A 25,127-nucleotide genomic window follows, 5' to 3' on the forward strand; every position below is an offset into this window, starting at 1 on the left:
GTCAGCGGTCCTTCAACAGGGCAAGCACCGCGTCGGCCGCCTGATTGGAGGCATCACGGCGCAAGGTGCGGTGAATCTGGTCGAAGCTCTCGGTCTGCTGCGAACCATCCTTGACCAGCGGAGCCAGGGTCTGCGCCAGGGCCTCGCTGGTAGCGGCGCCCTGCAGCAGCTCCGGCACCAGCAGGCGCTGGGCCAGCAGGTTGGGCAAAGACACATACGGGCTCTTGACCATGCGCTTGAGGATCCAATAGGTCAGCGGCGCCAGGCGATAGGCCACCACCATCGGCCGCTTGTACAGCATCGCTTCCAGGGTCGCGGTGCCGGATGCGATCAGCACGGCGTCACAGGCGGCCAGCGCCCTGTGCGATTGACCGTCCAACAAGGTAAGCGGCAACTCGCGTCCTTCCAGCATCTGCTCGACCTGGGCACGCCGGGCGGCATTCGCGCATGGCAGCACGAAGCGTACGCCGGGCACCAGTTCGCGAAGACGCTGGGCGGCATCGAGGAACAGGGCACCCAGACGCCCCACCTCGCCGCCACGGCTGCCCGGCATCAACGCAACCACAGGGCCGGCGCCCAGCCCCAGCTCGGCGCGCGCAACGCCACGGTCGGCCTCGAGGGGAATGGTGTCCGCCAGCGGATGGCCGACGAAACGCACCGGCACACCCTGCTCTTCATAGAAGCGCGCCTCGAACGGCAGCAGGGTCAGCATCAGGTCGCAACCTTCGCGGATCTTCAGCACGCGCTTCTGCCGCCAGGCCCAGACCGACGGGCTGACATAGTGCACGGTCTTGATCCCGGCCTGACGCAGTTTGAGTTCGATATTGAGGGTGAAGTCAGGGGCATCGATGCCGATGAACACATCGGGCTTTTCGGCGATCAGCGTCTGGATCAGGTCCTTGCGCCGCTTGAGCAGCTCACGCAGGCGACCGAGCACCTCGACCAGGCCCATGACGGCCAGGCGCTCCATCGGGAAGTAGGAGGTCATGCCTTCGGCTTCCATCAATGGGCCGCCGACACCGATGAAACGGACGTCGGGGTGACGGGCCTTGATAGCGCGCATCAGGCCAGAGCCGAGGATGTCGCCACTGGCCTCGCCCGCGACCAGCGCAACACAGAGCTGGGCCATGTCAGCGGGTGATGCCGCGGGCGGAATTGGCGATCGACTGGCGGAATACTTCGACTTCCGGGAACTGGCTGACCAGCTCATCCAGCCCCTTCATCGCCTCTTCGACGGTCAGGCCCTGACGGTAGACGATCTTGTAGGCACGGCGCAGGGCGTGTAGCACCTCGTCGCTGAAACCACGGCGGCGCAGGCCTTCGAAGTTCATGCTGCGCGCCTCGGCCGGGCTGCCGAAGACCGTGACGTAAGCCGGGACATCCTTGCCGATCGCGGTGCCCATGCCGGAGAACGCGTGGGGGCCGATGTGGCAGTACTGGTGCACCAGGGTGTAACCGGACAGGATTGCCCAGTCACCGACATGCACATGCCCGGCCAGCGCCGTGTTGTTGACCAGGATGCAATGATTGCCGATCACGCTGTCATGGCCGATATGGGCATAGGCCATGATCAGGTTGTGATCGCCCAGGGTCGTTTCCGAACGGTCCTGGATGGTCCCGCGGTGGATGGTGACACCCTCGCGGATCACATTGTGATCACCAATCACCAGGCGCGTCGGCTCCCCCTTGTACTTCAGGTCAGGGGTGTCCTCGCCGATCGAGGAGAACTGGTAGATGCGGTTGTGCTTGCCGATACGGGTCGGCCCCTTGAGCACCACATGCGGGCCGATGACGGTGCCCTCCCCGATTTCCACATCGGGGCCTACGATCGACCAGGGGCCGACCTCGACACCCTCGGCCAGCCGGGCCGAGGGGTCGATGATCGCCCGCGGATCAATCGAACTCATAGGGAGCGTTCCGCACAGGTGATCTCGGCCGAGCAGACTGGCTTGCCGTCGACCAGGGCGCGGCATTCGAACTTCCAGATCATGCTCTTGCGGCTGAGGAACTTGGCTTCCAGCACCAGCTGGTCGCCCGGCAGTACCGGCTGGCGGAAGCGCAGCTTGTCGGAACCGACGAAGTAGTAGAGGGTGCCGTCGGCCGGCTTGGCGTCGAGCATCTTGAATCCGAGAATCCCGGCCGCCTGGGCCATCGCCTCGATGATCAGCACGCCCGGCATGATCGGATGCGCCGGGAAGTGGCCATTGAAGAACGGCTCGTTGATGCTGACATTCTTGTAGGCACGAATGCTTTGGGCCTCGAAGTCCAGATCCGTGACCCGGTCCACCAGCAGGAACGGGTAACGGTGAGGCAGGTATTCGCGAATCTCGTTGATGTCCATCATTTCGGGGGGAAGCCTGTAATAAGAATAGGGAGCGCAGGTGCTGACCACACGCTCCTTTTGCAGATCCAAAGAGGAGCCAGCTAGCGACGGTTCACGCTTGCTCAGGGAATGGTATCAGCCTTCTGATGCCGGCTGGCCACCTGAGGTCACGGTGTCGACTCGTTTTTCCAGCTGCTGGAGACGCTTGGACATCTCGTCCAGCTGGCGGATACGCGCGGCGCTCTTGCGCCACTCGGCCAGGGGTTGCATGGCCGTACCGGAAGAATAGCCACCGGGTTCGGTAATCGAACGGGTGACCATGGTCATGCCGGAGACGAATACGTTATCGCAGACGTCGATATGGCCGACCATACCGACACCACCGGCGATCATGCAGTGCTTGCCGATCTTCGTGCTGCCGGAAATACCGACACAAGCCGCCATCGCGGTGTGGTCACCGACCTGGACGTTGTGAGCGATCTGGATCTGGTTGTCGAGCTTGACGCCATCGCCGATGAGCGTATCCGACAGCGCGCCACGATCGACCGCGGTGTTCACGCCGATCTCCACGTCGTCGCCGAGGGTCACGCCACCAATTTGCGCGATCTTGCGCCAGATGCCCTTCTCGTTGGCGAAGCCGAAGCCTTCACCACCGATCACCGCCCCTGACTGGATCACCACGCGTTTGCCGATGGTCACGTCGTGATACAGCGTCACGCGCGGAGCCAGCCAGCCGCCCTCACCGACGACGCAACGTGCGCCGATGAAGCAGTGCGCGCCAATGGTCACATTGGCCGCGATGCGCGCGCCGCTCTCGATCACCGCGAACGGGCCGATGCTGGCACTGGCGTCAACCCGTGCATCCTCCGCCACCACGGCGCTGGGATGAATTCCCGCCACAGCCTTGGGTTTGGGATCGAACAGGTGCGAGATTCGGGCGTACGCCAGGTAGGGGTCGGCAACGATCAGCGCGTTGCCGGCGAAACCGTCGGCGTCCTCGGCCTTGAGCAGCACCGCGCTGGCCTGGGTATCCTCCAGGAATTTGCGGTACTGCTTGTTGGCCAGGAAGCTCAATTGCCCGGACCGGGCCTCCTGCAAGGTGGCCAGTCCGGTGATTTCCAGCGCCTCGGGGCCGTTCAGCGTGGCCCCGAGGGCCTCGGCCAGCTGGCCGAGCGTCATCGTCACGGTCATATCAACGCGCTTGGTTCATGCGCTCGATAACCTGGCGGGTGATGTCGTACTGCGGCTTGACATCGATCACCGCGCCACGCTCGAGCACCAGGTCGTAACCGCCCTTCTTGATCACTTCCTCGACGGCGCCGTCGAGCTTGGGCTTGAGCTGCTTGAGCATGTCACGGTCGGCAACGGCCTTGGCCTCGTTCAGTTCCTTGGACTGGAACTGGAAGTCGCGGGCCTTCTGCTTGAACTCGAGCTCGAGGCGTTCGCGCTCCGGCTGAGGCATCTTGTCGCCACCCTTGATCAGGCGGTCCTGAATACCCTTGGCGCTGCTTTCCAGGCCCTTGAGCTTGGTCAGTTGCGGGCCGAATTTCTTCTCGGCGTCGACCGCGTACTTCTTGGCCGCGTCGGATTCCAGCAGCGCCATCTGATAGTTCAGCACGGCAACCTTCATTTCGGCGAAAGCCGGGGTGGCGACCAGCGCCGCGGCCACTACGGCCAGTTGAGTCAACTTACGCACGATGCACTCCTGGATAAACCGTTGTCGTTAAGCGAGGGCCGACCTCAGAAGGTCTGGCCCAGAGAGAATTGGAACACTTGCGTGTCGGCGTCGTCCGGCTTCTTGATCGGCATCGCCAGGCTGAAGCTCAGCGGGCCCAGCGCGGTGATCCAGGTCACACCCAGACCGACGGAGCTGGCCATGTCCGAGAAACCGACTTTCGCGCAATCGGGCTTGGAGCCGCAATTGGTGTCGAACACGTTACCCACGTCCCAGAACACGGAGGTGCGCAGCGAGCGCTGGTCCTTGACGAACGGCAGCGGGAACAGCAGCTCCACGCCACCCTGGACGAGCACGTTACCACCGAACGGCAGCGGATCCTGGTCCGGGTCGGCAATGGTGCCCGGGTTCCTGCCGGTACTTGGCGTACTGCGCGGACCGAGGCTGCTGTCCTTGAAGCCACGCACCGAGTTGAAGCCACCGGCGTAGTAGTTCTCGTAGAACGGCAGGCCCGAGGTACCGCCGAAGCCATCACCATAGCCCAGCTCGGTGTGCAGGCGCAGGGTGTAGTCGTTGTTGATTGGCTTGAACAGCTGGCCGCGGTAGTCGAGCTTGTAGAACGACAGGTCGCTGCCCGGTACGGTGGTTTCCAGAGTCAGGCTCTGGGAGTGACCACGGGTGGCCAGCACGCCCTTGTTCAGGGTCGACTCGGACCAGCCGATCGAAGCCTTGAAGTTCAGGAAGTTGTCGCCTTCGTCCTGGATGAACTTGAAGATTTCATCGACGGTGTAGCGGCCGGTCTTGAGCTTGTCCTGCTGCACGGTCAGGCCGTAGGTCAGGCGCGAAGTCTCGCTGATCGGATAGCCGAGGCTGACACCGGCACCCAGGCTGTCGACCGCATAGCTGGCCACGTCGACATCGAGGTCATCGTAGTCGGTGCTGCGGTAGAAGGCGTTGTAGCCCAGGCTGACGCCGTCGGCGGTGAAGTAGGGGTCTACGAAGCCGAAGTTGTAGCGGGTCTGGTACTCGGAACGGGTCAGGCCGATCGACACCTTGTTACCGGTACCCAGGAAGTTGCTCTGACTGATCGAGCCGCCCAGGATCAGGCCGGCGCTCTGGGCGAAGCCGACGCTGGCGGTGATCGAGCCGGACGCTTGCTCTTCGACGCTGTAGTTGACGTCGACCTGGTCGTCGGTGCCCGGCACCGGCGGGGTCTCGACGTTGACTTCCTTGAAGAAGCCCAGGCGCTCGAGGCGGGTCTTGGACTGGTCGATGAGGTAGGTCGAAGCCCAGCCGCCTTCCATCTGGCGCATCTCGCGACGCAGCACTTCGTCTTCGGTCTTGGTGTTGCCGCGATAGTTGATGCGGTTGACGTAGGCGCGCTTGCCCGGATCGACGACGAACATGATGTCGACCGTGTGATCCTGATCGTTCGGCTGCGGTACGCCGTTGACGTTGGCGAAGGTGTAACCCTCGTTACCCAGGCGACGAGTGATCAGGTCGGAGGTAGTGGTCATCACCTTGCGCGAGAACACCTGGCCGGGCTGCACCAGCAGCAGCGACTTGACCTGGTCTTCCGGCACTTTCAGGTCGCCGGAGAGCTTCACGTCACGGACGGTGTATTTCTCGCCTTCGTTGATGTTGACGGTGATGTAGACATGCTTCTTGTCTGGCGTGATGGATACCTGGGTCGAGGCGATATCCATGTTGATGTAGCCGCGGTCGAGGTAGTAGGAACGCAGGCGCTCCAGGTCACCGGACAGCTTTTCACGGGCGTACTTGTCATCGTTCTTGAAGAACGACAGCCAGTTGGTGGTCTTCAGCTCGAACAGCTGCGACAGGGTCTCGTCGTCGAAGACCGTGTTGCCCACCACGTTGATGTGCTGGATCGCGGCGACGGTGCCTTCGTTGATCTTGATCTTCAGGCCGACGCGGTTGCGTGGCTGCGGCACGACTTCGGCGTTTACCTCGGCCGAGTAGCGGCCTTGGGCCACGTACTGGCGTTGCAGTTCGTTACGCACGCCTTCCAGCGTCGCACGCTGGAAAATCTCGCCTTCGGCCAGGCCCGATTGCTTCAGGCCCTTCATCAGGTCTTCGGTGCTGATCGCCTTGTTGCCCTCGATCTCGATGCTGGAGACCGACGGGCGCTCGACCACGTTGATGATCAGGACATTGCCGTCGCGGTTCAGCTGGATGTCCTGGAAGAAGCCGGTCTTGAACAGCGAGCGGGTCGACTCGACCAGGCGGCGGTCGTCGACCTGGTCGCCGACGTTCAGCGGCAAGGCGCCGAACACGCTACCGGCGGACACCCGCTGGAGGCCGTTGACACGAATATCGGAGATAGTGAAGGACTCGGCGTGAACTTCAGCGATCATCAGTGCGGAGAGCACCGCAGTTAGCAGCAGACGTTTCATGAAGTCCTTTTATTCCAACTGGCAATAAACAACCCGCCGCCACGAGGCGGCAGGTTTCGCGATTGAGCGAAGCTTTTATAGTCGACCCAGATCGTTGATCAGGGCGAGCAACATCACCCCGATGACCAAACTGATACCGATCTGGACCCCCCAACCTTGCACCCGATCCGAGAGCGGGCGACCGCGCGCCCACTCGATCAGGTAGAACAGCAAATGCCCCCCATCCAGTACCGGGATGGGCAGCAGATTCAGAACCCCCAGGCTTATGCTCAGATAGGCCAGGAAATTCAGGAAATCCCCGACGCCCGACTGGGCTGAAGCGCCCGCCACTTTAGCAATGGTTATCGGTCCGCTCAAGTTTTTTACCGAGAGCTCCCCGAACAGCATTTTCTTCAGCGATTCAAGGGTCAGGACGCTCATGTTCCAGGTGCGCGAGAGGCCCTCGCCCACCGCTTCCAGCGGTCCGTAGCTGACTTCGCGAAGCATCTGCGCCGGCCACTCGCCAGCCTTGACGCCTGCGCCCAGATAGCCTCCCGAGGCCTGCCCCTCACCCTTGCGAGCAAGGGTGACCGGCACGTCGAGCTGCGCGCCATCGCGCTCGATGCGCAAGGCCACCGTGCTTTGCGGACGGGCGCGCACCGCGTCCACCACCTGCTGCCAATCGGCCAGCGCCACGCCATCGAGCGCCAGCAGCTTGTCACCGCTCTTGAGCCCGGCGGCGGCCGCCGGGCCCTTCGGATCAATCTCGGCCAACACCGGAACCACTGCCGGGCGCCAAGGGCGCAGGCCGAGGGACTGGATCGGATCAGGTTCGTCGGCACCCTTGAGCCAGTGGTTGAGCTGAATCTCGAGCTGACGCTCGGCCGTAGCCCCCTCGTCGACCACGCCCACCCGCAACACGCCGCTCTCGCCGAGGCGACGCACCAGCTGCAGGTTGACCGCCGACCAGCCATTGGTCGGTTTGCCGTCTATGGAAACGATCTCCTGGCCGACGCTCAGACCAGCGGTCGCCGCCAAGCTACCGGATTCGACCGCGCCGATGACCGGTCGCACCTGCTGCGAACCGAGCATGGCGACCACCCAGAAGAACAGGATGGCCAACAGGAAGTTGGCGATAGGACCTGCCGCGACGATGGCGATGCGCTGGCGCACGCTCTTGCGGTTGAACGACTGTTCGACCAGCGCCGGCGGCACTTCACTCTCGCGCTCGTCGAGCATCTTGACGTAGCCGCCCAAGGGAATCGCGGCAATCACGAACTCGGTACCCTGGCGATCATGCCAGCGCACCAGCGGCGTGCCGAAACCGACCGAGAAACGCAGCACCTTGACGCCGCAACGCCGGGCCACCCAGAAGTGACCGAACTCGTGGAACGTGACCAGCACACCAAGCGCTATCAGTGTGCCGACAATCATGTAAAGCGCAGTCATGTCCAATCTCCGGGTGACATTCGGCGGAGTCGGTCGCCAGGGTCAGCGACCGTGGCGCCGCAGCCATTCCCGGGACAGCTCCCGGGCACGCTGATCGGCGGCGAATACCGCATCGAGCGTCGGCAGTGGGACCACGGGTTCCTGGTCGAGCACCTGCTCGATCATACCCGCGATCTCCGGGAAACGAATACGCCGCTGCAGGAAGGCATCGACGGCCACTTCATTGGCGGCGTTGAGCACCGCCGGGGCACTGTTGCCCGCCTCGGCAGCCTGACGCGCCAGGCGCAGGCAGGGGAAGCGCTGTTCGTCGGGGGACTGGAAATCCAGACGAGCGATGGCGAACAAGTCCAGAGGCGCGACGCCCGAATCGATACGCTCGGGCCAGGCCAGGGCATTGGCTATCGGCGTACGCATGTCCGGGTTGCCCAACTGGGCGAGCACCGAACCGTCCACATAGTCCACCAGCGAGTGAATGACACTCTGCGGATGCACCACCACTTCCACCTGCGCAGGCCGTGCATCGAACAACCAGCAGGCCTCGATCAGTTCCAGCCCCTTGTTCAGCATGCTGGCCGAGTCGACCGAGATCTTGCGCCCCATGGACCAGTTGGGGTGCGCGCAGGCCTGCTCAGGCGTGACATCCATCAGCGCGGCGGCCGGCGTCTCGCGGAACGGGCCACCCGAGGCAGTCAGCAGGATACGGCGCACGCCCACCGGCGCCAGCCCCCGCGCATAGTCACCGGGAAGGCACTGGAAGATCGCATTGTGCTCGCTGTCGATCGGCAGCAGCACCGCGCCGCTGCGCCGCACCGCATCCATGAACAGCGCGCCGGACATCACCAGGGCTTCCTTGTTGGCCAGCAGGACCTTCTTGCCCGCCTCGACCGCGGCCAGGGTCGGGCGCAGGCCGGCGGCGCCGACGATGGCGGCCATCACCGTGTCCACCTCGCTGGCGGACGCGACCTGGCACAAGCCACCCTCGCCCTCAAGCACCTCGGTGGCGCAACCGGCCGCGGCCAGCCCCTGACGCAGCTGTGCGGCGGCGTCGGCGCCTGGCACCACGGCGTAGGCCGGACGGTGGCGCTCGCACAGGGCCAGCAACTCGTCCAGGCGCGAGTATCCGCTCAGGGCGAACACCTGGTAGCGGTCAGGATGGCGCGCGATGACATCCAGCGTGCTCAGGCCGATGGAACCGGTAGCCCCCAGCACGGCGATACGTTGTACACGATTCACATCACACCCCATTCGGCCGCCCACAGCAGCACGGCGAACATCGGAATCGCCGCGGTCAGGCTGTCGATGCGATCGAGCACGCCACCATGGCCCGGCAGCAGGTTGCTGCTGTCCTTGATGCCTTCGCGGCGCTTGAACATGCTTTCGGTCAGGTCACCGACCACCGACGACATGACCACCACGACCGCACCGAGCAAGCCCAGCAATATCTGGCCGAAGCTCCAGTCGCGGGTCAGGCCCACACCCAAGGTGATCAGCAGGCTGACCACCAGGCCGCCATAGACCCCCTCCCAGCTCTTGCCCGGACTGACCTGCGGCGCCAGCTTGCGCTTGCCGAAAGCACGCCCGGAGAAGTAGGCGCCGATGTCGGCCGCCCAGACCAGCACCATGACCGCCAGGATCAGCCAGTTACCCAGCGGCCAGTGCTTGAGCAGCACCAACCCCTGCCAGGCAGGCAACAGCACCAGCAGGCCGATCAGCAAACGACAGGCGGCACTGCTCCACAGTTCGTTGCTGCGCGGGTAGGTCAGCACCAGCCAGGTGGCCAGCGCCCACCAGATCACCGAGGCCCCCAGCACCCAGGGGGCGAGGTCCGGCATCAAGTAGAGCAGCATCAGCGCCCCGGCGACCACGGCGGCATAGGCGATGCGCAGCGGCTGCGCCACCAGGCCGGCCAGACGCGCCCACTCCCAGGCCCCGAGCGTGACCACGAAACCGATGAACAGGGCGAAATCCCCACCGTTGAGCAGGAAGAAGCCGCCCAGCGCGATCGGCAACAGGATCAGCGCGGTAATGATGCGTTGTTTAAGCATTAAGCGCGGGCTCCAGCTTCGACCTGCTCGCTGGTCTTACCGAAGCGGCGCTGGCGCGAAGCGAAATCGGCCAGCGCGTTACGCATGGCCTCGTGTTTGAAGTCCGGCCAGTACAGGTCGGAGAAGTACAGCTCGGCGTAGGCCAGCTGCCACAACAGGAAATTGCTGATGCGGTGCTCGCCGCCGGTGCGGATGCACAGGTCGGGCAGCGGCAGGTCTCCTGTGGCCAGACAGGTCTGCAGGAGCTCCGGGGTAATGTCCTCCGGACGCAGGTGGCCGGCCTGGACTTCCCTGGCCAGACGCTGCGCGGCCTGGGCGATATCCCACTGGCCGCCATAATTGGCGGCGATCTGCAGGATGAAGCGGTTGTTGCCGGCCGTGATGGCCTCGGCCTCGCGCATCGCCGCCTGCAGCTCAGGGTGGAAACGCGAACGGTCACCGATGATCCGCAGGCTGATGTCATTGTCGTTCAGGCGCTTGGCCTCACGACGCAGCGCCGAGAAGAACAGCTCCATCAACGCCCCGACCTCTTCGGCCGGACGCTGCCAGTTCTCGCTGGAGAAGGCGAAGAGCGTGAGCACCTCGACCTTCGCCTCGGCGCAGACTTCGATCACCGCCCGAACGGCATCCACACCAGCCTTGTGTCCGGCGACGCCGGGCAGAAGACGCTTCTTCGCCCAGCGATTGTTGCCATCCATGATGATCGCGACGTGACGCGGCACCGAGGACGGTGCCGCTGACTTGGTCTTTTCCATTAAAGAGAAACCCTGGCCTCAAACGGCCATCAGGTCCTTTTCCTTGGCTTTGAAGGCTGCGTCGACTTCGGCGACGAACTTGTCGGTCAGCTTCTGGATCTCGTCGGCGGCGCGACGCTCTTCGTCCTCGCTGATTTCCTTGTCCTTGGTCAGCTTCTTGAGGTCGGCCAGGGCATCGCGGCGCACGTTGCGCACGGCGACCTTGGCGTCCTCAGCCACAGCACTGGCTTGCTTGGTGTAACCCTTGCGGGTTTCCTCGGTCAGGGCCGGCATCGGCACACGAATGGTAGTACCGGCGCTGGACGGATTCAGGCCCAGGTCGGAGGTCAGGATGGCCTTCTCGATGGCAGCACTGAGGTTCTTGTCGTGGGCGACGATCTTCAGGGTACGGGCGTCCTCGACGGTGATCGCGGCCACCTGGTTCAGCGGCATGTCGCTACCCCAGGCCGGGACCTTGACGCCGTCCAGGATGCTCGGGTGAGCGCGACCGGTGCGGATCGCCGCCAGGTTGCGACCCAGGGCCTCGAGGGACTTGGTCATGCGCTCCTGGGCGCCTTTCTTGATGTCGTTGATCATGCTTCGCCTTCCTCGATCAAAGTACCTTCAGCACCACCCACCACGATGTTCAGCAGGGCGCCAGGCTTGTTCATGTTGAATACCCGCAATGGCATCTTGTGGTCGCGGCACAGGCAGATTGCGGTCAGGTCCATGACGCCGAGCTTGCGATCCAGCACCTCGTCGTAGGTGAGGTGATCGAACTTCTCGGCGTGCGGATCCTTGAATGGATCGGCAGTGTACACACCATCGACCTTGGTCGCCTTCAGCACGACGTCGGCATCGATTTCGATGGCACGCAGGCAGGCTGCGGAGTCGGTGGTGAAGAACGGGTTGCCGGTACCGGCGGAGAAAATTACCACATCACCGGAGTTGAGGTGACGAATTGCTTTGCGACGATCGTAATGATCGGTGACACCGACCATGGAAATGGCCGACATGACCAGCGCCGGGATGTTCGAGCGCTCCAGCGCGTCGCGCATGGCCAGGCCGTTCATCACGGTGGCCAGCATGCCCATGTGGTCACCGGTGACGCGATCCATGCCGGCTGCGCTGAGCGCGGCGCCGCGGAACAGGTTGCCACCACCGATCACCAGGCCGACCTGGACACCGATACCTACCAGCTGGCCGACTTCCAGGGCCATGCGATCCAGCACCTTCGGGTCGATCCCGAAGTCTTCCGAGCCCATCAGGGCCTCGCCGCTAAGTTTGAGCAAAATGCGTTTATAGCGAGGTTGGCGACCACTCACCTGCTGAGCCATTGCGAGTCTCTCCTGCGGCGTACTTTTAGAAAATTCCGTGCGGGCTGTTTGCAGCCTGCTAACTGTAGCGTGGCACTGCTTCAGTGCCAGCGAAGAAAGGCCTTATAAACCCTGCTCCGTTTTGACAAAGAGGCTGCGCGCGTAAGCGGGCAGCCTCTTTGGGGCGACAGACGAGTCCGTCTTACTGCTTGGCGGCAGCTACCTGGGCGGCAACTTCGGCAGCGAAGTCGTCAACCGGCTTCTCGATGCCTTCGCCGACCTTGAAGTAGGTGAAGGAAACGATTTCGGCGCCAGCTTTCTTGGCCAGCTCGCCAACCTTGACTTCCGGGTTCATGACGAAGGCTTGCTCTTTCAGCGAGGCTTCGGCTTTGAACTTGGTGATACGACCGTTGATCATGTTCTCAACGATGTTCTCCGGCTTGCCGGCGATCTTGTCGGCGTTCAGCTGCAGGAAGACGTTCTTCTCGCGCTCGATGGCCTCGGCGGAGATTTCCGATGCATCCAGGAACTCCGGGTTCGAAGCTGCAACGTGCATGGCGATGTTCTTGGCCAGCTCGACGTCGCCGCCTTTCAGGACAACGACAGCACCGATCTTGTTGCCGTGCAGGTAGGCGCCGACCACGTCACCTTCAACGCGCACCAGGCGACGGATGTTGACGTTTTCGCCGCACTTGGCGACCAGGGCTTCACGAGCGGCTTCACGCGAAGCGATCAGCGGAGCGGCGTCGGTCAGCTTCTGGGCGAAGGCTTCTTCGATGCTTTCGGCAACGAAGTTCTTGAAGTCGTCTTGCAGGGCCAGGAAGTCGGTCTGCGAGTTCACTTCCAGCAGGACGGCGGATTTACCGTCGGTCTTGACAGCGATGGCGCCTTCGGCGGCAACGTTGCCAGCCTTCTTGGCGGCCTTGATGGCGCCCGAGGCACGCATGTCGTCAATGGCTTTCTCGATGTCGCCGCCGGCCTTTTCCAAGGCCTTCTTGCAATCCATCATGCCTTCGCCGGTACGCTCGCGCAGTTCTTTGACCAGCGCTGCAGTAATTGCTGCCATTTCAAAATCCTCTTGGAAAGTTTTTCAACCATTCCACCCGCTCTTCACGGGCGTTAAATTCTGCAAATCCGCTGTTTTTTACCTCAGCCAGCCCATGATGCGGGGCCATCGCTGACAGCAGGATTTCAAGGTGGCAAAAAGGGGGCCAAGCCCCCTTTTTGCGTGCCGAGTCAGACGCTAAGCGTCAATTACTCAGCAGCAGGTGCAGCCGCTTCTTCAGCGTAGACTTCGGTGCCGCCGGCAACATTGTTGCGGCCGCGGATGACGGCGTCAGCCATCGAAGTCATGTACAGCTCGATAGCGCGGATGGCGTCATCGTTACCTGGGATGATGTAGTCAACACCTTCCGGGCTGCTGTTGGTATCGACAACGCCGATGACCGGGATGCCCAGCTTGTTGGCTTCGGTGATGGCAATGCGCTCGTGGTCGACGTCGATCACGAACAGGGCATCAGGCAGGCCGCCCATGTCCTTGATACCACCCAGGCTGCGATCCAGCTTTTCCAGGTCGCGCGAACGCATCAGGGCTTCTTTCTTGGTCAGCTTGGCGAAAGTGCCGTCTTCGGCCTGGGTTTCCAGGTCGCGCAGACGCTTGATCGAAGCGCGGATGGTCTTGTAGTTGGTCAGCATGCCGCCCAACCAGCGGTGGTCAACGTATGGCGAACCGCAACGAGCAGCTTGCTCGGCGACGATCTTGCCGGCGGAACGCTTGGTGCCGACGAACATGATCTTGTTCTTGCCCTGGGCCAGGCGCTCTACGAAGGACAGAGCTTCGTTGAACATTGGCAGGGTTTTTTCCAGGTTGATGATGTGGATCTTGTTACGCGCGCCGAAAATGTACTTGCCCATTTTCGGGTTCCAGTAACGGGTCTGGTGGCCGAAGTGCACACCGGCCTTCAGCATATCGCGCATGTTGACTTGGGACATGATAGTTCCTTGATAAGTCGGGTTGGGCCTCCACGCATCCCAATGACCAACCCACGTTTCCGAAGAATCGGGGCACCCAGGCCATCGTGTCGACACGTGTGTGGGTTTGAGCTTGCGAAGGACCTCCTCCGAAAGCGGCGCACTTTATACCACAGACCACGAACGAGCGAAACCCGAATGATGCATCGTCCGTCAGTGGCTTTTGCAGCACCCGGGCTTTGCGGCCAGAATGCCCTCAATAGCCAACCGGATGCCCCGGTTTATCCGGACAGATCGCCGCCGCGCTCTGGTAGAATCCGGCCTTTCCCGTTCGTTCGCGCCGCACGCGGCGCCGTAGAGAGCCTGTATGACCGTCACCATCAAGACCGCAGAAGACATCGAGAAGATGCGCATCGCCGGCCGCCTGGCCGCCGAAGTGCTGGAAATGATCGAAGAGCACGTCAAGCCCGGCGTCACCACCGAAGAGCTCGACCGCATCTGCCACGACTATATCGTCAACGTCCAGCAGGCCATCCCGGCCCCGCTCAACTACAAGGGCTACCCGAAGTCGATCTGCACCTCGATCAACCACGTGGTCTGCCACGGCATCCCCAACGACAAGCCGCTGAAGAAGGGTGACACCCTCAACATCGACATCACCGTGATCAAGGACGGCTACCACGGCGACACCAGCCGCATGTTCCACGTCGGCGAAGTGCCCGAGTGGGCCTCGCGCCTGTCCAAGGTCACCCAGGAATGCATGTACAAGGCCATCGAACTGGTCAAGCCGGGCTGCCGCCTGGGCGATATCGGCGAGGTGATCCAGAAGCACGCCGAAAAGAACGGTTTCTCGGTGGTCCGCGAGTTCTGCGGACACGGCATCGGCAAGGTATTCCATGAAGAGCCGCAGATCCTCCACTACGGCAAGGCCGGCACCGGCATGGAGCTCAAGGAAGGCATGACCTTCACCATCGAACCGATGATCAACCAGGGCAAGGCCGACACCAAGGTGCTCGGCGACGGCTGGACCGCCATCACCAAGGACCGCAAGCTCTCGGCCCAGTGGGAACACACCCTGGTGGTGACCGCCACTGGCTACGAGATCTTCACCCTGCGCAAAGACGACACCATCGCGCGCACCTCGGCCTGATACTGACTACAGGAACGCGACTCGATGCCCCAGGTGGATCCCGAACTGTTCGACCGCGGCCAGTTCCAGGCGGAACTGGCCCTCAAGGCAAGCCCCATCGCCGCTTTCAAGAAGGCCATTCGCATGGCTGGCGAGGTACTCGACAAGCGTTTCCGCGAAGGCCGTGAAATTCGCCGGCTGATCGAAGACCGTGCCTGGTTCGTCGACAACATCCTGCAGCAGGCCTGGAACCAGTTCGACTGGGTCGCGCCGGACGGCATCGCCCTGGTCGCGGTCGGCGGCTATGGCCGCGGCGAGTTGCATCCCTGGTCCGACATCGACCTGCTGATCCTGCTCGATGCCGCCGAGCACGAGCAGTACCGCGACGCCATCGAGCGCTTCCTGACGCTGCTGTGGGACATCGGCCTGGAGGTCGGCCAGAGCGTGCGCACCGTCGACGAATGCGCCGAACAGGCCCGGGCCGACCTCACGGTCATCACCAACCTGATGGAAAGCCGCACCATTGCCGGCCCCGAGCACCTGCGCCAGCGCATGCTCGAAGCCACCAGCACCGCGCACATGTGGCCTGCCGCCGAGTTCTTCCTGGCCAAGCGCGCCGAACTCAAGGCTCGTCATCACAAGTACAACGACACCGAGTACAACCTCGAGCCCAACGTCAAGGGCGGGCCAGGCGGCCTGCGCGACATCCAGACGGTGCTCTGGGTGGCGCGGCGTCAGTACGGCACCCTGAACCTGCACGCCCTGGCCGGCGAAGACTTCCTGCTGGAAAGCGAGAACGAGCTGCTGGCCTCGTCCCAGGCCTTCCTCTGGCGCGTGCGCTACGCCCTGCACATGCTTGCCGGGCGCGCCGAGGACCGCCTGCTGTTCGACCACCAACGCAGCATCGCCGCGCTGCTTGGCTACACCGACGAAAACCCCAAGCGCGCCATCGAACAGTTCATGCAGCAGTACTACCGGATGGTGATGAGCATCAGCCAACTGTGCGACCTGATCATCCAGCATTTCGAGGAAGTCATCCTCGCCGATGACGACAGCGGCACCACGCAACCGCTCAATGCCCGCTTCCGCCTGCACGATGGCTATATAGAGGCGGTCAACCCGAACGTCTTCAAGCGCACCCCGTTCGCCATGCTGGAGATCTTCGTGCTGATGGCCCAGCACCCCGAGATCAAGGGCGTGCGCGCCGATACCGTGCGCCTGCTGCGCGAACATCGGCACCTGATCGACGACAAGTTCCGCAACGACATCCGCAACACCAGCCTGTTCATCGAACTGTTCAAGTGCGAGATCGGCATTCACCGCAATCTGCGGCGGATGAACCGCTATGGCATCCTCGGCCGCTACCTGCCGGAGTTCGGCCTGATCGTCGGGCAGATGCAGCATGACCTGTTCCACATCTACACGGTCGACGCGCACACCCTCAACCTGATCAAGCACCTGCGCAAGCTGCAGTACACGCCGGTCTCGGAAAAATTCCCGCTGGCCAGCAAGCTCATGGGCCGCCTGCCCAAGCCCGAACTGATCTACCTGGCCGGCCTGTACCACGATATCGGCAAGGGGCGCCAGGGCGACCACTCCGAGCTGGGCGCGGTGGATGCCCAGGCCTTCTGCGAGCGCCACCAGTTGCCCGCCTGGGACAGCCGCCTGATCGTCTGGCTGGTGCAAAACCATCTGGTGATGTCCACCACCGCCCAGCGCAAGGACCTCTCCGATCCACAGGTGATCAACGACTTCGCCCTGCACGTGGGCGACGAAACGCGCCTGGACTACCTCTACGTGTTGACCGTGGCCGACATCAACGCCACCAACCCCAGCCTGTGGAACTCCTGGCGGGCAAGCCTGCTGCGCCAGCTCTACACCGAGACCAAGCGCGCCCTGCGCCGGGGCCTCGAGAACCCGCTGGACCGCGAGGAACAGATCCGCCAGACACAGACCGCGGCGCTGGACATCCTGGTGCGCGAAGGCACCGACCCGGATGACGTGGAGCAGCTGTGGTCGCAACTGGGCGACGACTACTTCCTCAAGCACACCGCCGCCGACGTGGCCTGGCACAGCGATGCCATCCTCCAGCAGCCGGCCGACGGCGGCCCCCTGGTGCTGATCAAGGAGACGACCCAACGTGAGTTCGAGGGCGGCACGCAGATCTTCATCTACGCCCCCGACCAGCACGACTTCTTCGCCGTGACCGTGGCGGCCATGGCCCAGCTGAACCTGAACATCCACGACGCCCGGATCATCACCTCCAGCAGCCAGTTCACCCTCGACACCTACATCGTGCTCGACAATGACGGCGGCTCAATCGGTGACAACCCGCAGCGGGTCAGGCAGATCCGCGATGGCCTCACCGAGGCGCTGCGCAACCCCGAGGACTACCCGACCATCATCCAGCGTCGGGTGCCGCGCCAGCTCAAGCACTTCAACTTCCCGCCCCAGGTGACCATCCTCAACGATGCCCAGCGCCCGGTGACCATCCTCGAAATCACCGCCCCGGACCGCCCCGGCCTGCTGGCACGCATCGGGCGGATCTTCCTGGAGTTCGACATCTCGCTGCAGAACGCCAAGATCGCCACCCTCGGCGAGCGCGTGGAAGACGTGTTCTTCATTACCGACGCCGACAACCAGCCGCTGTCCGACCCACAGCTGTGCAGCCGCCTGCAGGAAGCCATCGTCCAGCAGCTGCAGGCCGGCCAGGCCAGCGATGCCAGCCCTACCCGCATGACCTTTTGACGATAACGAGACCTTGCGCCGATGAACCACGCCTTGACCCAGCTTCAGCCCTACCCGTTCGAGAAACTGCGCGCCCTGCTGGGCAGCGTGAAACCTGCGGCGGACAAACGCGCCATCGCCCTGTCGATCGGTGAGCCGAAGCATGAATCACCCGCGTTCGTCGCCAAGGCCATGGCCGACAATCTCGACAAGCTGGCGGTCTACCCCAGCACCCTCGGCCTGCCAGCCCTGCGCCAGGCCATCGGCCAGTGGTGCGAGCGCCGTTTCAACGTACCAGCCGGCTGGCTCGACGCCGACCGCCACATCCTGCCGGTCAATGGCACCCGTGAAGCGCTGTTCGCCTTCACCCAGGCGGTGGTCAACCGTGCCGACGACGGCCTGGTGGTCAGCCCCAATCCGTTCTACCAGATCTACGAAGGCGCGGCCCTGCTGGCCGGAGCGACCCCGCACTACCTGCCGTGCCTGGAAGACAATGGTTTCAATCCGGACTTCGATGCCGTCCCCGCCGAGGTCTGGAAGCGCTGCCAGATCCTGTTCCTGTGCTCCCCGGGCAACCCCACCGGCGCCCTGGTGCCGCTGGACACCCTGAAGAAACTGATCGCCCTGGCCGACGAGCACGACTTCGTGATCGCCGCCGACGAATGCTACAGCGAGCTGTATTTCGACGAGGACGCCCCGCCACCGGGCCTGCTGAGCGCCTGCGCCGCGCTGGGCCGCAGCGACTTCAAGCGCTGCGTGGTGTTCCACAGCCTGTCCAAGCGCTCCAACCTGCCGGGGCTGCGCTCGGGCTTCGTGGCCGGCGATGCCGATATCATCAAGCCGTTCCTGCTGTACCGCACCTACCATGGCTGCGCCATGCCGGTACAGACCCAGCTGGCCAGCATCGCCGCCTGGCAGGACGAGGCCCACGTGCGTGAAAACCGCGACCAGTACCGCGCCAAGTACGATGCCGTGCTCGACATCCTGCAACCAGTGCTGGACGTGCAACGCCCGGACGGCAGCTTCTACCTGTGGGCCAAGGTGCCCGGCAGCGACGCCGACTTCACCCGTGACCTGTTCGAAGCCGAGCATGTGACCGTGGTCCCGGGGTCGTACCTGTCGCGGGAAGTGGATGGGGTGAACCCGGGGGCCGGGCGCGTGCGCATGGCGCTGGTCGCGCCGCTTGCCGAATGTATCGAGGCCGCCGAACGGATTCGCGCGTTCGTACAGAACCGCTGATCGAAACAGGGTCGCAAGACAGACCCTTCGCGGGCTTGCCCGCGAAGGGACATCAACCGCTCTACCTGACCGAGCCCAGGTTCGCCTCGCTCAGGTCCAGGTCTCCCAGCACCTGCCGCACCACCTCATCGCCCACCAGATGCTGGCGATGCAGCTCGTACAGTTCCAGCCGCTGCGCCCGCAGCGCGCGCAGGCGCAGACGGCGCTCCAGCAGATCCATCTGCTCGGCCAGCGCACGGGCCTCGGCGGTGTCGTTGTAGCTGTCCAGCTCATCCCGGTACTCGGCCATCAGGCGCGCCTTGAGCTCGGTGGCCAGGGTGGCCTGGGCGGCATCCTGCGGCGCGTTGGCATCGATCACCTCTTCCGCCTCGAGGGCGTGGATCGCCGCCTCGGCGGTACGCCGCCAGGCCTCCTGCACCTCTTGATGCAAACGTTCGTCCGGGCTCTTGGTGATCCCGCGCAGCAGGATCGGCAAGGCGATCACCGCACAGATCAGCGACAACAGGATCACCCCGGCGGCAATGAAGATCAGCAGGTCCCGTTCGGGAAACGCCTTGCCGGCCCCGATTAGCAAGGGCACCGACATGACGCCGGCCAGGGTCACCGCCCCGCGCACCCCGCCCAGGGTCAGCAGCCAGCAGGAGCGCGCGGTCGGCATGAGTACCAGTTCGGGCTTGCCGCGCCAGCGGCGCACCATACCGATCGCCCGCCAGATGCTCTGTACCCAGACGAAGCGCAGCAAGACCAGGGCAGCGAAGATCGCCACCACGTCCAGGCAGCGCCAGGCCAGTGTCGGCCAGACGGTCATCTCATCGCTGACCACCGCCTTGATGATGTCCGGCAACTGCAGCCCCAGCAGGAGGAAGATCAGGCCATTGAATGCGAACTCCAGCAACGACCAGACACTGCGATTGAGCAGGCGCGTGCTGGTCTGGCGCGGCAGCAGGTCGAGCCAGCTCTGCATCATGCCGGCGGCCACCGCCGAGAGGATGCCCGACACACCCAGTCGCTCGGCCAGCACGTAGGCCGCGAATGGCAGCAACAGCATGAACACGACGTGAGTCGCCGGATCATCCCAGCCCCGGGTGATCATCCACATGCGCAGGCGCCCGACCAGCCAGCTCAAGGCCACGCCCACCGCCAGGCCGCCCAGGGCGACCAGGACGAAAGTGAGGCTCGCCTCGGTCAGCGAGAAGACGCCGGTGATGGCCGCCACCAGGGCGAACTTGAACGTCACCAGGCCCGAGGCGTCGTTCATCAGCGCCTCACCCTGCAGCATATGCATCAGGGGAGTCGGCAGACGATCCTGGGTGATGGCCGACACGGCCACGGCGTCGGTGGGCGACAGCACGGCCGCCAGGGCGAAGGCGACCGGCAGCGCAATGCTCGGCAGCAGCCAGTGGATGAAATAGCCGGCGCCGACCACGGTGAACAGCACCAGCCCCACCGCCAGCGCCACCACCGGCCCGCGCAGGCGCCACAGCTCGCGCTTGGGCATGCGCCAGCCGTCGGCGAACAGCAGCGGGGGCAGGAACAAGAACAGGAACAGTTCGGGGTCCAGCGCCACATGCAGGCCCAGGGTCGGCCAGGCAAGCAAGGCCCCGGCAGCGATCTGCACCAATGGCAACGGCAGCGGCAGCACACGCCCCACCAGTTTCGACACGCTCACCAGCATCAGCAGGATAAGAACGGTATAGGCTGACTGCATCGGCAAGCTTCCTGTGTGATTCGACAAACGACGACAAGGCGCAACATCGCTATTGAAACAATATGTTAGCGGTCACCGGCTAGCGTGGACCGCTGCACCATAGTCGCAGCCGGCCCGCGAATATGTAACACAATGCGACGCGAGACGCCGTGACACATATCGTCCCGCGCCTTCCGCCCCGCGGCCGTGGCGCCAGCCCCATCGATGCCGCATAATCGGCCCCACCCAATCTTCAAGGAGTATCGGGGACGTCAGGTTCATCCCGGCGGCCCCAGGCATTCAATGGCTTACACTCTCTACGGCATCAAAGCCTGCGACACCATGAAAAAGGCCCGTACCTGGCTTGAAGAAAAGGCCATCGGCTTCGAGTTCCACGACTACAAGACTCAGGGCATCGACCGCGACAGCCTCAACCGCTGGTGCGACGAGCACGGCTGGGAAGTCGTGCTGAACCGCGCCGGGACCACCTTCCGCAAGCTCGACGACGCCAGCAAGGCCGACCTCGACCAGGCCAAGGCCGTCGAGCTGATGCTCGCCCAACCGTCGATGATCAAGCGCCCGGTGCTCGACCTCGGTGACCGCACCCTGGTCGGCTTCAAGCCCGACCTGTACGCCGCCGCGCTGGCCTGATCCCGCATTACGCTCCATCCCCTTTTCGCATGAGGTAATCGCATGTCTCAATCGCTGTTCAGCCTGGCCTTCGGTGTCGGCACCCAAAACCGCCAGGGCGCCTGGCTGGAAGTCTTCTACGCGCAACCGGTGCTCAAGCCGTCCGCCGAGCTGGTCGCGGCCGTCGCACCGGTGCTCGGCTATGAAGGGGGCAACCAGGCCATCGCCTTCACTACCGCCCAAGCCGCCCAGCTGGCCGACGCGCTCAAGGGCGTCGACGCTGCCCAGGCCGCCCTGCTGACCCGCCTGGCCGAAAGCCACAAACCGCTGGTCGCCACCCTGCTGGCCGAAGACGGCGCCCTGACCTCGACCCCGGAGGCCTACCTCAAGCTGCACCTGCTGTCGCACCGCCTGGTCAAGCCGCATGGCGTGTCGCTGGCCGGCATCTTCCCGCTGCTGCCCAACGTCGCCTGGACCAACCAGGGCGCCGTCGACCTGGCCGAGCTGGCCCAGCTGCAACTGGAAGCGCGCCTCAAGGGTGAGCTGCTGGAAGTGTTCTCGGTGGACAAGTTCCCGAAGATGACCGACTACGTGGTCCCGGCCGGCGTGCGTATCGCCGACACCGCCCGTGTGCGCCTGGGCGCCTACATCGGCGAAGGCACCACGATCATGCACGAAGGCTTCGTCAACTTTAACGCCGGCACCGAAGGCCCAGGCATGATCGAAGGCCGCGTCTCGGCCGGCGTGTTCGTCGGCAAGGGCTCGGACCTGGGCGGCGGCTGCTCGACCATGGGCACCCTGTCCGGTGGCGGCAACATCGTCATCAAGGTCGGCGAAGGCTGCCTGATCGGCGCCAACGCCGGTATCGGCATCCCGCTGGGTGACCGCAACACCGTCGAGGCCGGCCTGTACATCACCGCCGGCACCAAGGTGAACCTGCTGGACGAGAACAACCAGCTGGTCAAGGTGGTCAAGGCCCGCGACCTGGCCGGCCAGACCGACCTGCTGTTCCGCCGCAATTCGCTCAATGGCGCCGTGGAGTGCAAGACCCACAAGTCGGCCATCGAGCTGAACGAGGCCCTGCACGCCCACAACTGAGAACCTGCCCGGGTTTGAAGTGATAAGATCGGATCTGGCTTTGCAGCCAGATCCGATTTTTCATTCCAGGCCTTCGCGAACATGTTCCAGCCCTCTCCCTGGCGTGCCGACTTCCCCGCCATCGCCGCCCTGCAACGGCAGCACCAGACCTACCTGGACAGCGCCGCCACCACTCAGAAGCCCCAGGCCCTGCTCGATGCCTTGAACCACTATTACGGCCATGGCGCGGCGAACGTGCACCGGGCCCAACACCTGCCGGGCGCCCTGGCGACCCAGGCCTTCGAGAGCAGCCGTGACAAGGTGGCCGCCTGGCTCAACGCCGAGCAGGCACGGCAGATCGTCTTCACCCACGGCGCCACCTCGGCACTGAATCTGCTGGCCTATGGCCTGGAACATCGCTTCGCGCCCGGCGACGAGATCGCCGTCAGTGCCCTCGAGCACCACGCCAACCTGCTGCCCTGGCAACAGCTGGCGCACCGCCGCGATCTGCGCCTGGTGGTGTTGCCGGTGAACGACCAGGGCCAGATCGACCTGGAACGCGCCCTGCAGATGATCGGCCCGCGTACCCGGCTGCTCGCGGTCAGCCAGTTGTCCAACGTGCTGGGCACCTGGCAGCCGCTGGCGCCACTGTTGGCCCATGCCCGGGCCCAGGGCTCGCTGAGCGTGATCGATGGTGCGCAGGGCGTGGTGCATGGCCGACACGACGTTCAGCAGCTGGACTGCGACTTCTATGTGTTCTCCAGTCACAAGCTCTACGGCCCGGACGGCGTCGGCGTGCTGTACGGCCGTTCCCAGGCGCTGGCGCTGCTGCGCCACTGGCAGTTCGGCGGCGAAATGGTCCAGCTGGCGGACTACCAGGAGGCCAGCTTCCGCCCGGCTCCCTTGGGCTTCGAGGCCGGCACCCCACCGATAGCCAGCGTCATCGGCCTGGGCGCCACCCTGGACTACCTGGCAGGCCTGGACGCCAGTGCCGTGGCCGCTCATGAGGCCAGCCTGCACCGGCATCTGCTGCGAGGATTGGCTGATCGCGAAGGAATTCGTGTGCTCGGCGCGCCCCAGGCAGCGCTGGCCAGCTTCGTCATAGAAGGTGTGCACAACGCCGATATCGCCCATTTACTGACCGAACAGGGTATTGCCGTTCGCGCCGGACATCACTGCGCCATGCCCCTGCTCAAAGGCCTGGGGCTCGATGGCGCGATCCGCGTCTCGCTGGGGCTCTACTCCGACAGCGACGACCTGCAACGATTCTTCGAGGCGCTCGACCAGGGCCTGGAGCTTTTGCGATGAGCCTTTCGCCAGAGGCCAGCCAGGCGCTGGAAAGCTTCCAGCAGGCGCGTGGCTGGGAGCAACGGGCCCGCCTGCTGATGCAATGGGGGGACCGCCTCGAACCTTTGACGGACGCGGAAAAGTGCGAGGAAAACCGTGTGCACGGCTGCGAAAGCCTGGTCTGGCTGGTGGCCGCTGAGGAAAACGGCCAGTGGCATTTCAAAGCGGCCAGTGATGCGCGCTTGTTGCGCGGACTGCTGGCGCTGTTGCTGGTCAGGGTTCAGGGAGCGTCCAGCGTAGCGTTGCAAGGACTGGATCTGACAAGCTGGTTCACATCGCTGGGACTGGAGCGCCAGCTATCGCCATCGCGAAGCAATGGGTTGAATGCGGTACTGCAGCGGATGGCCGAGCGAGCGTCCAACCGCTGAATCGTGCCGCCCTCGTCGCGGGCTTATTCAGGCTTGACCCGCTCCGAAGGACGCCTGGCACCGCCCACCAGCTTCTCCACGGCCTTGCTCGCCGCCACCATGCCGAACGTCGCGGTCACCATCATTACCGCGCCGAAGCCACCGGCACAGTCCAGGCGTACACCCTCACCGACAAAGCTCTTCTGCAGGCACACGCTGCCATCTCCCTTGGGGTAACGCAGCTGTTCGCTGGAAAACACGCACGGCACGCCATAGTTGCGGCTGGTGTTGCGCGAGAAGTTGTAGTCGCGACGCAAGGTCGAGCGCACCCGCGACGCCAGCGGATCGTTGAAGGTCTTGTTCAGGTCGCCGATCTGGATCTGGGTCGGGTCGATCTGCCCACCCGCCCCTCCCGTGGTGACGATGGCGATCTTGCGCCGCCGGCACCAGGCGATCAGCGCGGCCTTGGCCATCACGCTGTCGATGCAGTCGATCACGCAGTCCATCTGCTCGGTGATGTACTCGGCCATGGTGTCGCGGGTGACGAAGTCGGCCACCGCGTGCACCGTGCAAGCCGGGTTGATCGCTTGCAGGCGCTCGGCCATCACTTCGACCTTGGGTCGACCGACCTGGCCTTCGAGGGCATGGGCCTGGCGGTTGGTGTTGCTCACGCAGACATCATCGAGGTCGAACAGGGTGATCTCGCCCACGCCGCTACGGGCCAAGGCCTCGGCCGCCCACGAACCGACCCCGCCGATACCGACGATGGCCACATGGGCCTGGCGCAGGCGTTGCAGGCCGTCGTCGCCGTACAGCCGGGCGACGCCGGCAAAGCGTGGATCTTCTGTGCTCATGGCTCTACCTCGAAAAAACCGGCGCGCATTATAGGCCAAGCGGCGCGATTAAGGACTGCCGTTGGAAACAGTCGTACCAACCCTGCTTTAATGTCCTATTGATCACTCTGATCTGGACGACAACCGAGCGGGTTCAGAACTTCATCCTCATCCGAAAATCCAACGGATGTCCCGTATCGGCAGT

General features: G+C 63.9%; 23 protein-coding genes. 7 read left to right on the forward strand and 16 right to left on the reverse strand.

Going from position 1 to position 25,127, the window contains the following annotated elements; genetic code table 11:
* Position 1: 1 nt before the first annotated feature.
* The 14 genes from lpxB to rpsB all read right to left on the reverse strand — a co-directional run bounded on the left by lpxB (position 2) and on the right by rpsB (position 13,927).
* On the reverse strand, positions 2-1,129 hold the full coding sequence (gene lpxB / locus N7422_RS02725) for a lipid-A-disaccharide synthase (RefSeq protein WP_279805033.1): 1,128 nt from the start codon (positions 1,127-1,129) through the stop codon (positions 2-4).
* 1 nt (position 1,130) lies between these two features.
* Positions 1,131-1,907 carry an acyl-ACP--UDP-N-acetylglucosamine O-acyltransferase gene (gene lpxA / locus N7422_RS02730; RefSeq protein ID WP_279805034.1) on the reverse strand — a complete coding sequence of 259 codons (777 nt, stop codon included), beginning with the start codon at positions 1,905-1,907 and terminating at the stop codon, positions 1,131-1,133.
* Positions 1,904-2,344 carry a 3-hydroxyacyl-ACP dehydratase FabZ gene (gene fabZ, locus N7422_RS02735; protein ID WP_003252314.1) on the reverse strand — a complete coding sequence of 147 codons (441 nt, stop codon included), beginning with the start codon at positions 2,342-2,344 and terminating at the stop codon, positions 1,904-1,906. Before fabZ ends, lpxA begins: the two co-directional genes overlap by 4 nt.
* Before the next feature lie 114 nt (positions 2,345-2,458).
* Positions 2,459-3,514: a UDP-3-O-(3-hydroxymyristoyl)glucosamine N-acyltransferase gene (gene lpxD, locus N7422_RS02740; protein WP_279805037.1), complete on the reverse strand. Its 1,056-nt coding sequence runs from the start codon at positions 3,512-3,514 to the stop codon at positions 2,459-2,461.
* A gap of 1 nt (position 3,515) precedes the next feature.
* Positions 3,516-4,019: an OmpH family outer membrane protein gene (locus tag N7422_RS02745; RefSeq protein ID WP_279805038.1), complete on the reverse strand. Its 504-nt coding sequence runs from the start codon at positions 4,017-4,019 to the stop codon at positions 3,516-3,518.
* A gap of 44 nt (positions 4,020-4,063) precedes the next feature.
* A complete protein-coding gene (bamA, locus tag N7422_RS02750) occupies positions 4,064-6,412 on the reverse strand; it encodes an outer membrane protein assembly factor BamA (protein WP_279805039.1) in 2,349 nt (782 codons plus the stop codon).
* A gap of 75 nt (positions 6,413-6,487) precedes the next feature.
* Positions 6,488-7,840 (reverse strand): sigma E protease regulator RseP, encoded by a 1,353-nt coding sequence (rseP, locus tag N7422_RS02755; RefSeq protein WP_279805040.1) that lies wholly within the window; start codon positions 7,838-7,840, stop codon positions 6,488-6,490.
* A 42-nt stretch (positions 7,841-7,882) separates the two neighbouring features.
* Positions 7,883-9,073: a 1-deoxy-D-xylulose-5-phosphate reductoisomerase gene (gene ispC, locus N7422_RS02760; protein WP_279805041.1), complete on the reverse strand. Its 1,191-nt coding sequence runs from the start codon at positions 9,071-9,073 to the stop codon at positions 7,883-7,885.
* A complete protein-coding gene (locus tag N7422_RS02765; protein WP_279805042.1) occupies positions 9,070-9,885 on the reverse strand; it encodes a phosphatidate cytidylyltransferase in 816 nt (271 codons plus the stop codon). The genes ispC and N7422_RS02765 overlap by 4 nt, the downstream gene beginning before the upstream one ends.
* On the reverse strand, positions 9,885-10,640 hold the full coding sequence (uppS, locus tag N7422_RS02770; RefSeq protein WP_279805043.1) for a polyprenyl diphosphate synthase: 756 nt from the start codon (positions 10,638-10,640) through the stop codon (positions 9,885-9,887). Before uppS ends, N7422_RS02765 begins: the two co-directional genes overlap by 1 nt.
* 18 nt (positions 10,641-10,658) lie before the next feature.
* Positions 10,659-11,216 carry a ribosome recycling factor gene (frr, locus tag N7422_RS02775; RefSeq protein WP_279805044.1) on the reverse strand — a complete coding sequence of 186 codons (558 nt, stop codon included), beginning with the start codon at positions 11,214-11,216 and terminating at the stop codon, positions 10,659-10,661.
* Positions 11,213-11,956 (reverse strand): UMP kinase, encoded by a 744-nt coding sequence (gene pyrH / locus N7422_RS02780; protein ID WP_166883533.1) that lies wholly within the window; start codon positions 11,954-11,956, stop codon positions 11,213-11,215. Before pyrH ends, frr begins: the two co-directional genes overlap by 4 nt.
* Positions 11,957-12,137: 181 nt before the next feature.
* Complete coding sequence (tsf, locus tag N7422_RS02785) at positions 12,138-13,001, reverse strand: translation elongation factor Ts (protein WP_279805046.1); 864 nt, start codon at positions 12,999-13,001, stop codon at positions 12,138-12,140.
* Between the two features lie 188 nt (positions 13,002-13,189).
* Positions 13,190-13,927 (reverse strand): 30S ribosomal protein S2, encoded by a 738-nt coding sequence (rpsB, locus tag N7422_RS02790; RefSeq protein WP_028690678.1) that lies wholly within the window; start codon positions 13,925-13,927, stop codon positions 13,190-13,192.
* Positions 13,928-14,273: 346 nt separating this feature from the next.
* On the opposite strand from rpsB, the gene map reads away from it, so the two are divergent.
* From map to dapC, 3 genes are read left to right on the forward strand one after another with little or no spacing between them, the layout of a single operon-like run.
* Positions 14,274-15,056, forward strand: coding sequence for a type I methionyl aminopeptidase (map, locus tag N7422_RS02795; RefSeq protein WP_279805047.1), 783 nt, complete (start codon positions 14,274-14,276; stop codon positions 15,054-15,056).
* A gap of 24 nt (positions 15,057-15,080) precedes the next feature.
* Positions 15,081-17,783, forward strand: coding sequence for a [protein-PII] uridylyltransferase (locus tag N7422_RS02800; RefSeq protein WP_279805049.1), 2,703 nt, complete (start codon positions 15,081-15,083; stop codon positions 17,781-17,783).
* A 21-nt stretch (positions 17,784-17,804) separates the two neighbouring features.
* Complete coding sequence (gene dapC, locus N7422_RS02805; RefSeq protein ID WP_279805050.1) at positions 17,805-19,001, forward strand: succinyldiaminopimelate transaminase; 1,197 nt, start codon at positions 17,805-17,807, stop codon at positions 18,999-19,001.
* 61 nt (positions 19,002-19,062) lie between these two features.
* Here the strand turns inward: dapC and N7422_RS02810 are convergent, their stop codons facing one another.
* Positions 19,063-20,709, reverse strand: a complete 1,647-nt coding sequence (locus N7422_RS02810) for a Na+/H+ antiporter (protein WP_279805051.1) — start codon at positions 20,707-20,709, stop codon at positions 19,063-19,065.
* Between the two features lie 282 nt (positions 20,710-20,991).
* On the opposite strand from N7422_RS02810, the gene N7422_RS02815 reads away from it, so the two are divergent.
* The 4 genes from N7422_RS02815 to N7422_RS02830 all read left to right on the forward strand — a co-directional run bounded on the left by N7422_RS02815 (position 20,992) and on the right by N7422_RS02830 (position 24,110).
* Entirely contained in the window at positions 20,992-21,339 is a 348-nt protein-coding gene (locus tag N7422_RS02815; protein WP_279805052.1) for an ArsC family reductase, read from the forward strand.
* A gap of 42 nt (positions 21,340-21,381) precedes the next feature.
* Positions 21,382-22,416 (forward strand): 2,3,4,5-tetrahydropyridine-2,6-dicarboxylate N-succinyltransferase, encoded by a 1,035-nt coding sequence (dapD, locus tag N7422_RS02820; RefSeq protein ID WP_279805053.1) that lies wholly within the window; start codon positions 21,382-21,384, stop codon positions 22,414-22,416.
* Positions 22,417-22,497: 81 nt separating this feature from the next.
* Positions 22,498-23,703 (forward strand): cysteine desulfurase, encoded by a 1,206-nt coding sequence (locus tag N7422_RS02825; RefSeq protein ID WP_279805054.1) that lies wholly within the window; start codon positions 22,498-22,500, stop codon positions 23,701-23,703.
* Entirely contained in the window at positions 23,700-24,110 is a 411-nt protein-coding gene (locus tag N7422_RS02830) for a SufE family protein (protein ID WP_279805055.1), read from the forward strand. Before N7422_RS02825 ends, N7422_RS02830 begins: the two co-directional genes overlap by 4 nt.
* 23 nt (positions 24,111-24,133) lie before the next feature.
* Here N7422_RS02830 and tcdA read toward each other — a convergent pair whose 3' ends face one another.
* Positions 24,134-24,943, reverse strand: coding sequence for a tRNA cyclic N6-threonylcarbamoyladenosine(37) synthase TcdA (gene tcdA, locus N7422_RS02835; protein ID WP_279805056.1), 810 nt, complete (start codon positions 24,941-24,943; stop codon positions 24,134-24,136).
* Positions 24,944-25,127: the final 184 nt, after the last annotated feature.

Source organism: Pseudomonas sp. GD04091 (assembly GCF_029836165.1).
Classification (GTDB): Bacteria; Pseudomonadota; Gammaproteobacteria; order Pseudomonadales; family Pseudomonadaceae; genus Aquipseudomonas.

Bases quoted from the DNA above. Each gene is read 5' to 3' on its own strand.
- tsf (WP_279805046.1), bottom strand. From the start codon at position 13,001: ATGGCAGCAATTACTGCAGCGCTGGTCAAAGAACTGCGCGAGCGTACC.
- N7422_RS02830 (WP_279805055.1), top strand. From the start codon at position 23,700: ATGAGCCTTTCGCCAGAGGCCAGCCAGGCGCTGGAAAGCTTCCAGCAG.
- lpxB (WP_279805033.1), bottom strand. From the start codon at position 1,129: ATGGCCCAGCTCTGTGTTGCGCTGGTCGCGGGCGAGGCCAGTGGCGAC.
- N7422_RS02765 (WP_279805042.1), bottom strand. From the start codon at position 9,885: ATGCTTAAACAACGCATCATTACCGCGCTGATCCTGTTGCCGATCGCG.
- rpsB (WP_028690678.1), bottom strand. From the start codon at position 13,927: ATGTCCCAAGTCAACATGCGCGATATGCTGAAGGCCGGTGTGCACTTC.
- pyrH (WP_166883533.1), bottom strand. From the start codon at position 11,956: ATGGCTCAGCAGGTGAGTGGTCGCCAACCTCGCTATAAACGCATTTTG.
- bamA (WP_279805039.1), bottom strand. From the start codon at position 6,412: ATGAAACGTCTGCTGCTAACTGCGGTGCTCTCCGCACTGATGATCGCT.
- lpxD (WP_279805037.1), bottom strand. From the start codon at position 3,514: ATGACCGTGACGATGACGCTCGGCCAGCTGGCCGAGGCCCTCGGGGCC.
- fabZ (WP_003252314.1), bottom strand. From the start codon at position 2,344: ATGATGGACATCAACGAGATTCGCGAATACCTGCCTCACCGTTACCCG.
- map (WP_279805047.1), top strand. From the start codon at position 14,274: ATGACCGTCACCATCAAGACCGCAGAAGACATCGAGAAGATGCGCATC.
- dapD (WP_279805053.1), top strand. From the start codon at position 21,382: ATGTCTCAATCGCTGTTCAGCCTGGCCTTCGGTGTCGGCACCCAAAAC.
- frr (WP_279805044.1), bottom strand. From the start codon at position 11,216: ATGATCAACGACATCAAGAAAGGCGCCCAGGAGCGCATGACCAAGTCC.
- tcdA (WP_279805056.1), bottom strand. From the start codon at position 24,943: ATGAGCACAGAAGATCCACGCTTTGCCGGCGTCGCCCGGCTGTACGGC.
- N7422_RS02800 (WP_279805049.1), top strand. From the start codon at position 15,081: ATGCCCCAGGTGGATCCCGAACTGTTCGACCGCGGCCAGTTCCAGGCG.
- N7422_RS02815 (WP_279805052.1), top strand. From the start codon at position 20,992: ATGGCTTACACTCTCTACGGCATCAAAGCCTGCGACACCATGAAAAAG.
- dapC (WP_279805050.1), top strand. From the start codon at position 17,805: ATGAACCACGCCTTGACCCAGCTTCAGCCCTACCCGTTCGAGAAACTG.
- rseP (WP_279805040.1), bottom strand. From the start codon at position 7,840: ATGACTGCGCTTTACATGATTGTCGGCACACTGATAGCGCTTGGTGTG.
- uppS (WP_279805043.1), bottom strand. From the start codon at position 10,640: ATGGAAAAGACCAAGTCAGCGGCACCGTCCTCGGTGCCGCGTCACGTC.
- N7422_RS02825 (WP_279805054.1), top strand. From the start codon at position 22,498: ATGTTCCAGCCCTCTCCCTGGCGTGCCGACTTCCCCGCCATCGCCGCC.
- lpxA (WP_279805034.1), bottom strand. From the start codon at position 1,907: ATGAGTTCGATTGATCCGCGGGCGATCATCGACCCCTCGGCCCGGCTG.
- N7422_RS02810 (WP_279805051.1), bottom strand. From the start codon at position 20,709: ATGCAGTCAGCCTATACCGTTCTTATCCTGCTGATGCTGGTGAGCGTG.